This window comes from Propioniciclava sp., assembly GCF_047602245.1.
Taxonomy (GTDB): Bacteria; Actinomycetota; Actinomycetes; order Propionibacteriales; family Propionibacteriaceae; genus Propioniciclava.
On sequence record NZ_JASGHT010000001.1, the window covers coordinates 591,121 to 604,868 of the forward strand.

Annotated in this window: 13 protein-coding genes; 3 read left to right on the plus strand and 10 right to left on the minus strand. The window is 70.0% G+C overall.

From position 1 onward, the window contains the following. Positions 1–8: 8 nt before the first annotated feature. The 10 genes from QM708_RS02870 to QM708_RS02915 form a co-directional block, all read right to left on the minus strand. Complete coding sequence (locus tag QM708_RS02870) at positions 9–953, minus strand: DMT family transporter (protein WP_415104200.1); 945 nt, start codon at positions 951–953, stop codon at positions 9–11. 127 nt (positions 954–1,080) lie between these two features. Further along, entirely contained in the window at positions 1,081–2,043 is a 963-nt protein-coding gene (locus QM708_RS02875) for a substrate-binding domain-containing protein (RefSeq protein ID WP_415104202.1), read from the minus strand. A 20-nt stretch (positions 2,044–2,063) separates the two neighbouring features. Next, positions 2,064–4,010: an MFS transporter gene (locus tag QM708_RS02880; protein ID WP_415104204.1), complete on the minus strand. Its 1,947-nt coding sequence runs from the start codon at positions 4,008–4,010 to the stop codon at positions 2,064–2,066. Between the two features lie 148 nt (positions 4,011–4,158). Beyond that, the gene (locus QM708_RS02885; protein WP_415104206.1) at positions 4,159–5,016 is read right to left on the minus strand and encodes a class I SAM-dependent methyltransferase; all 858 of its coding nucleotides are present in this window, start codon (positions 5,014–5,016) and stop codon (positions 4,159–4,161) included. A gap of 73 nt (positions 5,017–5,089) precedes the next feature. Continuing rightward, positions 5,090–5,761, minus strand: coding sequence for a histidine phosphatase family protein (locus tag QM708_RS02890; RefSeq protein ID WP_415104208.1), 672 nt, complete (start codon positions 5,759–5,761; stop codon positions 5,090–5,092). Further along, positions 5,751–6,116 carry a ribosome silencing factor gene (rsfS, locus tag QM708_RS02895; RefSeq protein WP_415104210.1) on the minus strand — a complete coding sequence of 122 codons (366 nt, stop codon included), beginning with the start codon at positions 6,114–6,116 and terminating at the stop codon, positions 5,751–5,753. The genes QM708_RS02890 and rsfS overlap by 11 nt, the downstream gene beginning before the upstream one ends. After that, positions 6,103–6,768, minus strand: a complete 666-nt coding sequence (nadD, locus tag QM708_RS02900) for a nicotinate-nucleotide adenylyltransferase (RefSeq protein WP_415104212.1) — start codon at positions 6,766–6,768, stop codon at positions 6,103–6,105. The genes rsfS and nadD overlap by 14 nt, the downstream gene beginning before the upstream one ends. Then, complete coding sequence (locus QM708_RS02905) at positions 6,769–6,924, minus strand: hypothetical protein (protein ID WP_415104214.1); 156 nt, start codon at positions 6,922–6,924, stop codon at positions 6,769–6,771. A gap of 76 nt (positions 6,925–7,000) precedes the next feature. Beyond that, positions 7,001–8,242, minus strand: coding sequence for a glutamate-5-semialdehyde dehydrogenase (locus QM708_RS02910; protein ID WP_415104216.1), 1,242 nt, complete (start codon positions 8,240–8,242; stop codon positions 7,001–7,003). A gap of 18 nt (positions 8,243–8,260) precedes the next feature. After that, positions 8,261–9,232 (minus strand): GNAT family N-acetyltransferase, encoded by a 972-nt coding sequence (locus tag QM708_RS02915; protein ID WP_415111247.1) that lies wholly within the window; start codon positions 9,230–9,232, stop codon positions 8,261–8,263. A 153-nt stretch (positions 9,233–9,385) separates the two neighbouring features. On the opposite strand from QM708_RS02915, the gene QM708_RS02920 reads away from it, so the two are divergent. The 3 genes from QM708_RS02920 to QM708_RS02930 all read left to right on the plus strand — a co-directional run bounded on the left by QM708_RS02920 (position 9,386) and on the right by QM708_RS02930 (position 13,719). Further along, a complete protein-coding gene (locus tag QM708_RS02920; protein ID WP_415104218.1) occupies positions 9,386–10,399 on the plus strand; it encodes a LacI family DNA-binding transcriptional regulator in 1,014 nt (337 codons plus the stop codon). A 126-nt stretch (positions 10,400–10,525) separates the two neighbouring features. Then, the gene (locus QM708_RS02925; RefSeq protein WP_415104220.1) at positions 10,526–12,217 is read left to right on the plus strand and encodes an alpha-amylase family glycosyl hydrolase; all 1,692 of its coding nucleotides are present in this window, start codon (positions 10,526–10,528) and stop codon (positions 12,215–12,217) included. A 29-nt stretch (positions 12,218–12,246) separates the two neighbouring features. Then, the gene (locus tag QM708_RS02930) at positions 12,247–13,719 is read left to right on the plus strand and encodes a mannitol dehydrogenase family protein (protein WP_415104222.1); all 1,473 of its coding nucleotides are present in this window, start codon (positions 12,247–12,249) and stop codon (positions 13,717–13,719) included. Positions 13,720–13,748: the final 29 nt, after the last annotated feature.

Here is a 13,748-nt window from a genome sequence, read left to right on the forward strand (position 1 = left end):
CAGCGAGGTCAGCGCGTCCGTTTGCGCGCGAAACTGCCGGCGTTGGTGAGGATCACCCCGCCGATCACGATGACGCCGCCGAGGATCTGCGCGGCCGTGTAGGGGTGCCCGGCCAGGATCGTGAACGCGGCCGTGAAGACGGTGATCAGGTTGAGGAACACTCCGGCGCCACCGGCGGGCAGCACGGTGAGCGCCCGGTTCCAGAGCAGATAGGACAGCACCGAGGGGAACACGCCGATGAACACCAGCGCGCCCCACACCGCCGGGGTGGCCGGCAGCGCAGGACCACCCGAGGCGATGCTCACCGGCGCGAGCGCCACCAGCACGATGACCGCCTGCAGCGCGGTGGAGGTGATCGGTGGCAGGGTGGGCGCGAGGCGGCCGGTGATCGTGTAGGCGGTCCAGGCGAGGATCGCGCCGATCATCAGCAGTTCGCCGCGGCCGAATCCGGTACCGCCGAGCGCGGCCAGGTCACCTTTGGAGAGCACGACGAGGACGCCCACCAGGGCGATCAGCACGCCGCCGATCGCCCGAGGCGTGAGCTTCTCACGCAGGAACACCGCGGCCGCCAAGGTGATCAGGGCCGGGTTGAACGCGTTGATCAAGGAGGCGTTGAAGGCGTCGGTGAACTGCAGCGCGCTGTAGAGCAGCAAGTTGTACCCGGCCAGCCCGAACGCGCTCAGCGCGATCAGCCACGGCCAGGCCCGCAGCGCCTCGCCCCAGCGCGGCCGCTCGACCAGATGCGCGATCACCAGCAGCGGGACCACGGCGATGCCCCAGCGCAGGAACACCAGGCTCAGCGGATCGATGCTGGTCACCGCGCCGGCGCCGATCACATAGTTCCCGGCCCAGAACAGCGTTGCACCCAGCAGCGACACAACCGCCACCACCAGGCCGCGGCGCGGGCTGAGAGACGGGGAGGTACGGGCAGGCATTACGTCGGGCGAACTCACTTGATCCATTCTCCTCGCATGTTCCCCGCTCGCGGACGCCGGTTCAGCCCATGAAAGACCCGGCCCCGGGAGGATCGTTTCCCCCGGGGCCGGGTCGTTGGTCAACCAGCTGCCCTGTTCGGACAGGTCAGCCGATGATCTTGCGGATGTCCTTGGAGTCGACGTTCGCCGGCGTCACCCAGATGGACTCCGAGACCACGTTGGCCTGAGCCGGCTTGGAGCCCTTCGAGGCCTCCACCAGCATCTCGACGGTCTTGTAGCCGATCCCGTAGGGGTTCTGCACGACGACACCGCGGATCTTGCCCTCCTTCAGCAGGGTCAGCACCTGCGGGGAGGAGTCGATGCCGACGACGGCGGTCTTCAGGCCCTGGGCGGCCACCGCTTCGGCGGCGGCGAGGACGGAGTCATCGTCGGTGCCGAAGAAGCCGGCCAGATCCGGGTGTGCCGTCAGGATTCCGTCGGCCTTGTCGCGCGACGTGGACGGATCGGACTCGCCGTTCTGCACGTCGACGACCTGCACCTCGGGCGCATTCTTGGCGATCCACGCCTTGAAGCCGTCACGACGGGCCGCAGCGGTGCCGGCCTCACCGTGGGCCAGCACGCCGACCTTGCCCTTTCCGCCGATCAGCTTGACGAGCTCCTCGGCGGACTGGCCGCCCATGCCCTCGTTGTCGGAGGCCACCGTGCCCAGCGGCACTTCGGAGGTGGTCAACGGGGTGTCGAACACGACCACCGGGATGCCGGCCGCCTTGGCCTCGTCCATCAGGCGAACGGCACCGGCCTGCGCGCTGTCCTGCGGGGCGAATCCGATGCCGAGCGGCTTGGCCTTGATGGCCGACGTCAGCTGCTCGAGCTGCTGGGCACCTTCGGATTCAGTATCGGGACCGGTGAAGCTGACGTTGACGCCCAGGGTGTTGCCCGCCGCGTCCGCGCCCTCCTTGACCTTCATCCAGTACTGGGCCCAGTTGGCCTTGGCCACCAGCGCGACGGTGCCGTTCTTGGGCGGGTTGCCGTCGGAGTTGTCTGCGCCGCACGCCGCGAGGCTGAGTGCCATGAACACGGCGACGGTGCCGGCGAGTAGTTTCTTCATGGTGTTCTCCTTATGACTGTTCACGAAGCCGAGTCCGCCGAGGCGCCCGCGGTGGCCGCGACCACCTCGTTGCCCGCTTGCACGATCAGCACGTTGCAGGCGGCTTCGGTGACGATGCGGCGGGAGATGTACCCCAGCTTGTCGCCTTCGGTCGCGTGCATCCCGCGGTTGCCGAGCACGATCAGGTTGGTGGGATCGTCCGCGGCCACACGCAGCAGCGCGCGGGCGGGCGCGTCCTGGACCAGACGCTGATCGACCATCTGGACGCCGTCCTCGCCGAGCACCGCGATCGTCCGGTCCATCGCGGCCTGGGCCGCTCGCTGTCCGTGCAGGCGCTGGTGCACGACATCGGCAGGATCCGCCACATCGGCCTCGGTGGCCGGCGGAAGAATCCGTGCGGCCTGGTCGATCTCGTCGGAAGGCTCCGGCGTGTAAGCCGTGACCACCACCAGGCGTGCCTGGGCGGCAGCGGCGATCCCCGCGGCGTGGCCGACGGCGGCGAGCGCCTCGGGGGTGCCGTCGGAGCCCACGATCACCTGCTTGTAGACCGAGCTGAGACGACGGGGAGACCCGAGCGGAACCAGCGACGACTCCTGGTCGGCACGCGGGGCGTTGATCCACAACGACGCGAGCCCGCCGAGGGCGAACAGGATGCCGGCCATCAGGCCCGCATTCGCCGGGGTGGAGGCCAACAGCGACTTGTAGATCCAGCCGAAGGTGATCGTCTCGACCAGCTGGGGCACCACGATCATCATGTTGAGCACGCCGAGGTAGACGCCGATGCGCACCGCGGGCACCATGCTGGTCACCATCACGAACGGCAGGGAGCACACGCTGGCCCAGCCGATGCCCAGACCGATCATCGGGATGAACATCAGGTACTGGTCATGCACGAAGGGGAAGACCGACATGCCCACGCCGGCCACGATGAGGCAGGCGGCATGCACGTACTTGGCACCGAAACGCCGGGCCAGCGGGATCATGATCAGCGCCGCGACCACGGCCACCAGGTTGTACCAACCGTTCAGCAGACCGGTCCAGCCCGCCGCGTCCCCGAACGCCTTGGTGTGCGCGAAGCCCGGGATGCGGGTGTCCAGACCGAAGGCCGAGGTGCCCACGATGTGCGAGCCGAACTGCCACCAGATGAACAGCGCGTACCACTGGAAGGCGTACACGATGCCGATCTTGTGCATGCCGATGGGCATGTCACGCACCGCGTGCGCGATCTCGGTGAAGACCGCGACCGGGTTCTTGGGCAGCCCCCGGAGCCGGGCGATCTCCTCGGCCGGGGGTTCGATCTCCTTGGTCTTGGCCGCGGAGATGGCCACGCTGGCCAGCAGGAAGACCGCGCCCACCCAGAAGGTCGCGGGCACCCAGTTCGGTACGCCGGCGTCGTTGGCCCCCGCGATGACCTGCTGGAAGACGAACAGCGACAGGTTCGCCACGACGGTGCCGGCGCCGATCAGGATCGCCTGCAGCAGGTAGCCGAGCGCACGTTGCGACAGCCTGAGCTTGTCGGCGATCAGCGCACGGTACGGCTCCATCGCGGTGTTGGCGCCCATGTCGAGCATCCACAGCAGCAGGACCGCCATCCACAGCGCCGACACGTACGGGAACAGGAACAGCATGAGCGCGGCGAGCAGCACACCGCTGACGAAGAAGGGCTTGCGCCGGCCCCAGCGCGTCCAGGTCCGGTCGCTCAGCACGCCGATGACCGGCTGGATCAGCAGGCCGGTGATCGGCCCGGCCATGTTGAGCAGCGGAAGCTCTTCCGGATTCGCACCGATGATGCTGAACAGCGGGTTGATCGCCGACTGCTGCAGGCCCATCGCATAGTTGACGCCGAAGAAGCCGAGGTTCATCAGCAGGATGGAACCTCCGCTCATCAGCGGCTTGCGCGCGTCCGTTGGATCGAATTGCGCGTTTGCCCGGTCTTGGGCCGAGATTTCACTCTCCGGTAGCGTCATTGCTTCTCCTTTGATCAAGAAGCGTCGAGCGAGATCTCGGTCCTCGTCGACGCGCGTCGATATCGACGCGCGTCGAAGCGTAGCATCTGGCAGCGCGGGAGTCGATAGAGCCGACGCCGGGCGCGTACGGGCCGGACGCGGCGAGGATTCAGCGGGGGCGGTGCGCGGCGATCATGAATTGCAGCGGCAGCCGGTCGGGATCCTCCCGCAGCCGCCAGCGGTCGCCCTCGCGGACCATCAGGTCCGGCCAGGCGCACCAGGCCGCGTAGGGGGTCTCCTCGAGGGCGTCGATGCGCAGGCCCGCGTCGAGCAGCGCGGTGACGATCGCGCCGAGGGAGTGGTTCCACTGGTGATTACGTGCGTGCTGCACCGGTGCGGCGTCCGGGGCGTCGACGTAGCTGCCCTCATCGACCCAGGTGAGCGGGTCGGGCCGCTCGAAGTAGGGCTGTTCGATCCGCAGGCCGTCGCGGACGTCCTCGCCGATCGTCATGAACATCGGGTGATCGTCGCGGATCAGGAACCGTCCGCCCGGTTTGAGCAGGGAGGCCACCACCTGAGCCCAGCCGGCCACCTCGGGCAGCCAGCACAGCACGCCGAGGGAGGTGTAGACGATGTCGAAGTCGCCCTCGACCGCCTGCCGCGCGTCGTAGACGTTGGCCTGCACGTAGCCGATCCGGACGCCGCACCGCTCGGCGATCGACCGGGCCCGGCTCAGCGACTCTCCGGACAGGTCGACGCCAACCACCCGACGCGCGCCCAGCCGGGCGAAGCCGACCGTGTCGGTGCCCAGATGGCACTGCAGGTGAATCACATCGGCACCCGCGATCGGCTCCAGCCGGTCCACGTCCTGGGCGAGTTCGGGGGTGATCCGGGCCGGATCGGCGACCAGTTCCTCGATCCCGTATCCCGACCGCTCGTGGAGCGCCGCCCGGTCGTCCCAGTTCGCCTCGTTCTCAGCAAACCAGGTCAGGTGGCTGTCGCGATAGTCGTCGATGTCGGCTTTCACGTAGCCAAAACTACCAACTCGGGCTCACCGCACAGCACGGGTCGTCTCAGTATTCTCAGGATGGAGCGGCGAATCAGCGCGAACTCGCCGAGGCGGTCGGGCCGGAGTGATTGGGGACCACGTTGTTGTAGGACAGCAACCGCCAGCGTCCGTTGTGGTCGAGGACGGTCCAGGAGCAGTTCCACAGTCCCGACAGCGAGAAGGATCCTTCGATGCCCATGCCCAGGAACAGGGCCAGGCCGACGCGGAGCGCCAGCCCGTGGCCGACGACGACGGTGGTCTCCAGCGGGTGCACCCGCGCCAGTTCCTCCAAGACCCCGGCCACCCGGGTGCCGGCCTCTTCGGCCGTCTCGCCAGTCTCGGAGCGGCGGAAGTCACGGCCCAGGCGCAGCGCTTCCTCGAACCAGGGATGGGCGGCGGCGACCTCGGCCGAGGTGCGGCCCTGCCAGGTGCCGACGTCGATCTCGCGCAGCCGCCGGTCGCAGGCCACCCCCACACCGCACGCCTTCGCGATCGCCTCGGCGGTCGTCATGGCCCGGTCCAAGTCCGAGCTGACCACGCGCGCCGGGCCCATCCGGGCCAGCCGTTCGGCGACCACATGCGCCTGCCGGCGTCCGGTCTTGTTCAGTGGGACGTCCTGCTGGCCCTGAAATCGGCCCTCCAGGTTCGCCTCGGTCTGGCCATGACGGACCAGCACGAGTTTGGTGCGAGCCGGGGGCACCGCGTTCAGGATCTCAGGCGGCATCGACGGTCAACTCGACGGCCGGGCAGTCACGCCACAGACGCTCCAGCGAATAGAGCTGGCGCTCCTCGGTGTGCTGCACGTGCACGACGAGGTCGCCGAAGTCGATCAGCACCCAGCGGTTCTCGCCGCCGCCTTCGCGGCGCAGGGCCTTGGTGCCCGCCTTGAACAGGGCCTCTTCGACGCCGTCGACGACGGCCCCGACCTGGCGCTCGTTCGCGGCGCTCGCGATCAGGAACACATCGGTCAACGCCAGGCGTTCCGACACGTCGAAGGCCACCAGATCGGTGGCCAATTTGTCGGCGGCCGCTTGGGCCGCCAGGTGCGTGAGCTCGATCGCGTGCTCAGTCGCCGCCATGAATCTCCTTGTCCGGAGGGCTTTCCAGGTAAAGCCCTCGCTTGGTGATGTATTGAACAATACCGTCGGGCACCAAGTACCAGATCGGCAGGCCTTCGGTCCGGCGCTCGCGGCAGGCCGTCGAACTGATCGACAGGGCCGGAACCTCGACCAAGGTCACCTTGTCAGCCGGCAGGTGCGAGATGTCCTTCTCCTCCAGCTTCACCCCGGGCCGGGACACCCCGATGAAGTGCGCCAGCTCGAACAGTTCCTCCGCGCCGCGCCAGGTGAGAATCTGGCTGAGGGCGTCCGCACCGGTGATGAAGAACAGGTCGGTGTCGGGTCCGCGCTGGCCGTGCAGGTCGCGCAGCGTGTCGACGGTGTAGGTATCGCCCGGGCGGTCGATGTCGACCCGGCTCACCGAGAAGCGCGGGTTGGACGCCGTGGCGATCACCGTCATCAGGTAGCGGTCCTCGGCCGGGGAGACCCGCCGGTGCGCCTTCTGCCACGGGACTCCGGTCGGCACGAAGACGACCTCATCGAGCGCGAAGCGCGCGGCCACCTCGCTGGCGGCCACCAGGTGGCCGTGATGAATCGGGTCGAAGGTGCCGCCCATGACGCCGAGGCGCCAGCGTGCGTGCGGCGGCGTGGCCGCCGCGGGGGAAGGCGCCATTCAGGAGCGCTCGGACTTGGTATGCGGGCGAGCCGAACCGAAGCCGACGGTGATGCCGAGCAGGGACAGCAGCAGCGCGAAGACCACCAGTCCCGTGACGATGGCACCGGTGGTGTCGGGGCCGTGATGGGCGGCCGCCTCAAGCAGGGTCGTCATGCGCGGGAGCATACCGAATCCGGACGCCCACGCGCGCCCCCTCGCCGTGCGGCGTCCGTGACCCTGTTATCGCACCTCAGCCGCGGGTCTGCCCCTGGCCGACCACGATGTACTTCGTCGAGGTCATCTCGGGCAGCGCCATCGGGCCGCGGGCGTGCAGCTTCTGGGTCGAGATGCCGATCTCGGCGCCGAAGCCGAACTCGCCACCGTCGACGAACCGGCTGGACGCGTTGACCAGCACGGCGGCGGCGTCCACTTCCGCGGTGAACCGCTCGGCGGCGGCCAGATCGGAGGTGACGATGGTCTCCGAATGCCCGGTCGAGTGCGCGCGGATGTGCGCGATCGCGGCGTCCATGTGCGGCACCACGTCGCAGGCCAGATCGAGGCTGAGGTATTCGCCGTCGAACTCCCCCTCACCAGCCGGGACGACGGCGTCGGAGAACGCCTGGACCGCCGGGGTGCCGTGCACGGTGACCCCCGCGTCGGTGAGCGCGGCCAGCGCGCGCGGCAGGAAGCTCTCGGCGGCGGCCTCGTGCACCAGCAGCGTCTCCAGCGCATTGCACACGCTCGGGCGCTGCGTCTTGGCGTTGATCAGGATGTCGAGCGCGACCTGCTGGTCGGCGCTCGCGTCGACGAACAGGTGGCAGTTGCCGGTGCCCGTCTCGATCACCGGCACCACCGAGCCCTGGACGACCGCGTTGATCAGCCCGGCTCCCCCGCGCGGGATGAGCACATCGACCAGGCCGCGGGCCGCCATCATCTCGGCGGTCACCTCGCGGCCGCCCTCGACCAACTGCACCACGTCGGCGGGCAGGCCTGCGGCGACGATCCCGGTGCGCAGGGCCGCCACCACGGCGCGATTGGAGTCGATCGCCGAGCTCGAGCCGCGCAGCAGCGCCGCGTTGCCCGACTTCAGCGCGATGCCGGCGGCGTCGGCGGTCACGTTCGGGCGCGCCTCGTAGATGATGCCGACCACGCCGAACGGCACCCGCACCTGCCGGATCGACACCCCCGCCGGGGTGGTCCAGCCGCGGACCACATCGCCGACCGGGTCGGCGAGGCCCGCCAGCTGCACCAGGCCGTCGGCCATGCCCGCGATGCGGGAGGCGTCCAGGCGCAGCCGGTCGATCATCGAGGCCGGGGTGCCGGACGCCTGGGCACGCGCCACGTCGACGGCATTGGCGGCGCACACGGCGTCGGTCTCGGCGAGCAGCGACTCGGCCATCGCCGCGAGTGCGGCGTCCTTGGTCGCGCGGGACGCCGTGGCGAGCACCCGGGAGGCCTCGCGGGCAGCCACCGCCTGATCGTGGAAAGTCATGCGGTCATCCTAACGACCCTAGCCGGGATCGATGTCGCGCTGCATGGCCGCGTAGCCACGCGTGCGGACGAACCCGAGCCGTTCATACAACCGGTGAGCGCCGGTCGGGCTGTCGGAGTCCACATGCAGCACGATCGTGCCGAACTCGCCGGACTCGGCGGCCAGCCGGACCGTGCGCGCCAGGCAGGCGGCCGCCAGGCCGCGCCCGCGTCCGGCGCGCACCGTCCCGACCAGCGGCACGTACACCTCGCGCTCGACCCACGACCCGGCGAGGACGTAGGACAGCACCGCGCCGTCGGCGTCCAGCGCCAGCGTGGACAGCCCGGCCCGGGCGGCGCGTGCCGCCCACACGTCATGCCAGGACTCCGCCGTCTGCGCGCCGGCACCCCAGTGGTCACGCCAGGCGTCGTTGTGCGCGAGCCGGGTCGCCTCCTCCTGCCCCGGGTCAGGGCAGACCAGTCGCACCCCTGCGCCGGCCTCCTCGAACGAGGCGATATCCGCGCCCGGCAAGGAGCGCGCCAGTTCGGAGAAGTAGCGCACGATCACGTAGCCCCGGCGAGCGGCCAGCGCACGGACCGACGCCCCCTCATCGCCCCCGTCGAGCCGCCAGTAGGCCGGCACGCCCGGGTGCCGCGCCGACGCGAGTTCCCGGGAGCGCTGCTCCATCCGGGCCAGCAACTCTCGCCCGATCCCCTGCCCGCGATGGCTGGGCCGGACGCCGCCGCCCAGCGTGCACCGGATGCGCCCCTCGTTGTCGGGCGCCATCCCGACCGAGATCGTCCCGAAGGCGACCAGCTGATCGCCACCCCAGACCGCCCAGCTGTCCTGCTCAGGGTCGAAGCCGTGCTCGCCGAGTTCCTCGGCCAGGTCCTCGGCATCGTAGAACTCGCCGGTGTCGTCGTACTCGGCGAGCAGATTGGTCAACTCCGTCCACGCGGGCACCACATCGGTGGCCAGCCGCGCCCAGCGCAGCGAGGGGATCGTCGACATCACCGTCCCAGAATGCCCGGCCCCCGGCCCACCCGAGAAGGGCATTCCTCCCCCCCTCACAACGGCACCCCGGCTCCGGCGCTCCGTGCAGTCCCGGGCGAGGGGACTCACCTATGCTTGCCGGACGGGATGCTCGGCCTACGGAAGGGGAAGATGGCGACCAGGGACGACGTGGCACGGCTGGCGGGAGTGTCGTCCAGCACCGTGTCCTACGCCATCAGCGGGCGGCGCAAGATCTCCGACGCGACCCGCGAGCGGGTCGAACAGGCGATGCGCGACCTCGACTACACCCCGAACGCCTTCGCGCGGGGACTCGCCGGTTCCAGGGGCGGCATCATCGCCCTCCACTACCCCTCCAGCACCCGCGGCTATTCGGCCACCGAGTTCGAGTACGTCTCACAGACGTCCGCCCGGGCACGCCTGCGCGGCTATCACGTCTTGTTGTGGACCGGCGCCGCAGACGATGTGGACGGCCTGCGCGGCCTGGTGAGCCAGGGGCTGGTGGACGGGGTGATCCTGATGGAGGTGGGACTGAACGATCCGCGCATCGAGGTGCTCGAGGCGTCCTCCACGCCGTTCACGATGATCGGACGCCCCCAAGACCCGGCCGCCCGGACGTTCGTCGACAACGACTACGACGCGATGGCGCGGCTCGCGATCGACCATGTGGCCGGCCTGGGCCATCACCAGGTGCTGTTCCTGGGGCAGACCACCCGCCCGCTCGACCGCGGCGAGGGCCCGATGGCCCGGACGAGACGGGCACTCGAAGCACCGGCTCGGGAACGAGGCGTCCGGCTCGATCTCGTCGAGGTCGACAACACCGCGGCGTCCGGGCACGCGGCCTTCGAGGCCTATCTCGCCCTCACCCCACGTCCGAGTGCGGTGATCGCCTTCAACGAGGCCGCCCTCGCCGGGATGGCGCATGCCTGCGCGCTGGCCGGCGTCCGCATCCCCGATGACCTTTCGGTGGTCGCGTTGAGCCTCGGCGACGACGCCGCCGAGCTGATGTCGCCGCCGATGACCACCGTCTCGCCGCCGGTGGGGATCATCGCCGAGTACGCCGTCGACGGATTGGTCGGCCTCATCGACCAACGGCCCGGACCAGCGATGCACGCGTTGGTCGCTCCCCTCCTCACCGTGCGCGCGAGTTCTTCCACCGCGCCCTGAGTCCCCTCACGCCGGCCGTCGCCCCGGCGGAGTCCTTGGTCGTGGTCGCGACTCCGTGGTAGCGTCGGCTCGTCGACACGCGTCGATGACCAGACGCCGCCCCGATTTACCGGAAGAAACTCGCGCATGTCCACGGCCTCACCACGGCTCGCTCCCGCGACCGCCTCGTCTCTGCACGCCGCTCAGGCACCGACGCCGCCGGCGTGGCTGGCCGACGGTGTCATCTACGAGATCTATCCCCAGTCGTTCGCCGACTCCAACGGCGACGGCATCGGCGATCTGCGCGGGGTGATGGAGCACCTCGACTACCTGAGCTGGCTCGGCGTGGACACCCTCTGGTTCAATCCGTGCTTCGCCTCGCCGTTCCGCGACGCCGGCTACGACGTCTCGGACTACCTGAGGATCGCCCCGCGGTACGGCACCAACGACGACCTGGTCGCCCTCGTCGGCGCGGCCAAGGACCGCGGCATCCGCGTCCTGCTCGATCTGGTCGCCGGCCACACCTCGATTGAGCACCCGTGGTTCCAGCACTCCGCGAACACGCCCGGCGACGACCGCTACATCTGGTCGGCCCGGCCGGGCGCCGGGTTCGTCCCCTCGCCCGGGTCGCGGCCCGGCTGGTACTTGAAGAACTTCTTCGACGAGCAGCCCGCGCTCAATTTCGGCTATGCGCGGCTGGACCCGTCCGAGCCCTGGCGGCAGCTGCCCACCGAGGCAGGACCACAAGCCAACGAGCAGGCACTCAAAGACATCATCGCTTTCTGGCTCGACCGCGGCGTCGCGGGGTTCCGCGTCGACATGGCCTTCTCCCTGGTCAAGGACGACCCCGACCTGAGCGCGACGACCGCCCTGTGGAGCCGCGTCGCGGCGTGGGTGCACGAGCACTACCCGGACGCGGCGCTGCTGCCCGAGAGCGACGAGAACGTGATCGCCACCGCGGGCGTCCGGGGCGGCTTCGACGCCGACTTCTCCCTGGTCATCCAGCGCGAGCACAGCGCACTGTTCAACGACGGCACCGCCGGCGTCCTGCCCTGGCAAGACCAGGCCGAGCCGTGCTACTTCGACCCGCACGCCGAGGAGGCCGACGGCCTCGCGGCGCTGCGCCGCTACCTCGATCTGTGGCAGGCCCGCCTCGACGAGGTGGGCCCCGGCCGGCTCGTGGTCCTGCCCAGCGCCGACCACGACTTCACCCGGCTGGCCGGCGACGGACGCACCGAACAAGAGCTGGCCGCCGCCTTCACCTTCCTGCTCACCTGGGGCACCGTTCCGTCGATCTATTACGGCGATGAGATCGGCATGCGCTTCCTCACCGGCGCCCCCGAGACCGAGGGCAGCCGCTGGAACCCCGGCTACGACCGGGCCGGCTGCCGCACCCCGATGCAGTGGGACGACGCCCGCCCCAACGCCGGCTTCTCGACCTCCCAGCCCGGGCGGCTCTACCTGCCGCAGGACCCCTCCCCCGGACGCCCCACCGTGGCCGAACAACAGCGACGCTCCGGCTCGCTGCTCCACCATGTCCGCGCGCTGATCGCCCTGCGCAAGAACACTCCCGAGCTCCGGACCTCCGCGCCGCGCACCGTGCTGAACGCCGACTACCCGCTGGTCTACCTGCGCGGCGACCGCCATCTGGTGGTGGTCCATCCGCGACCGACGACCGCTCACGTCCGGCTCGACTTCCTCCAGGGACGAAGCGCCCACCTGCTCCTCGGAGCCGGGGCCAGCGTCCAGGACGGCGCCATCGACGTGGAACCGCTCGGGCACGCCGTCTTCGAACTGTCTGCGAACACCAGCGCGCAGCCGGGGGTACCACGACACTGAGGCTGGCCGAACCATCGAGAGGAAAAGCTGTGAACACCACCTCCACCCCGCACGAGGACAGCGCCGTCGCACAACCGGGGTATCGCCGCGACCAGCTGACGTGTGGCATCGTCCACTTCGGGGTGGGGAACTTCCACCGGTCGCATCAGGCGATGTATCTGGACCGGCTGATGAACGCCGGGCAGGCGCTCGACTGGGCGATCTGCGGCGTCGGCGTCCTGCCGGGCGACCGCGCGATGCGGGACGCCCTGGCGGCCCAGGACTACCGCTACACGCTCGTCCTCAAGCACCCCGACGGCCACCACGAAGCGCGCACCATCGCCTCGATCGCCGACTACCTGTTCGCGCCGGACGACCCCGAGGCCGTCCTCACCCGCCTCGCCGCTGCGTCCACCCGGATCGTGTCCCTGACCGTGACCGAGGGCGGCTATAACATCGACAAGGTCACCGGCGCCTTCGACCTCGCCCACCCGCAGGTGGCAGCCGACCTCGCCGCGGCGGCGTCCGGGGGAACACCGACGACCGTGTTCGGCTACGTCGTCGAGGCGTTGCGCCGCCGGCGAGACGCCGGCACGGGGGCGTTCACCGTGATGTCGTGCGACAACATCCAGTCCAACGGGGACGTCGCGCGCCGCAGTTTCCTCGCCTACGCGCAGGCGCGCGATCCCGAGCTGGCCGCCTGGATCGCCGCCCATGTCACGTTCCCCAATTCGATGGTCGACCGGATCACGCCGGTCACCACCGACGCGGACCGCGCGCTCGTCCGGGAGCGGTTCGGCGTCGCCGACCGCTGGCCGGTGATGGCCGAGCCGTTCACCCAGTGGGCGCTGGAGGATCATTTCTGCGCGGGGCGTCCGCCGTTCGAGGACGCCGGCGTGCTGCTCGTGGACGATGTCGAGCCGTACGAGCTGATGAAGCTCCGGCTGCTGAACGCCTCGCACCAGGCGTTGGCCTACTCCGGATGGCTGAGCGGCCACGTCTACGCGAGCGAGGCGGCGTCCGACCCACTCATCGTGGCCCTGCTGACGCGGTGGATGGCCGAGGCGACGCCGACGCTGCGCCCCGTGCCGGGCATCGACCTCGACGCGTACCGGGCCACGCTGCTGGAGCGCTTCGCCAACCCCGAGATCCGCGACACCCTCGCCCGGCTGTGCGCCGAGACGTCCGACCGGATTCCGCTGTTCCTGCTGCCCGCGGTGCGGGAGAATCTGGCCGCCACACGCCCGGTGGAGGCCGGAGCGTTCGTGCTGGCGAGCTGGGCCCGCTACGCCGAGGGCGTCGACGAGGCCGGCGGCACCTACCCGGTGGTGGATCCGCTGGCCGATACCTTGGTGCCGCTCGCACGCTCCCAGGGTGAGCATCCGCTGGCGTTCCTGGCCAACGAGGCCATCTTCGGCGAGCTAGCCGGCGACGAGGCGCTGACCGCGCCTTACCTCCATGCTCTGACCACCATGAAGACCGACGGAATCCGCGCGGCTCTCACGCACCTGAACGACGAGTGATGAGCTGATCCGCCGGCGGTGCGGGACGA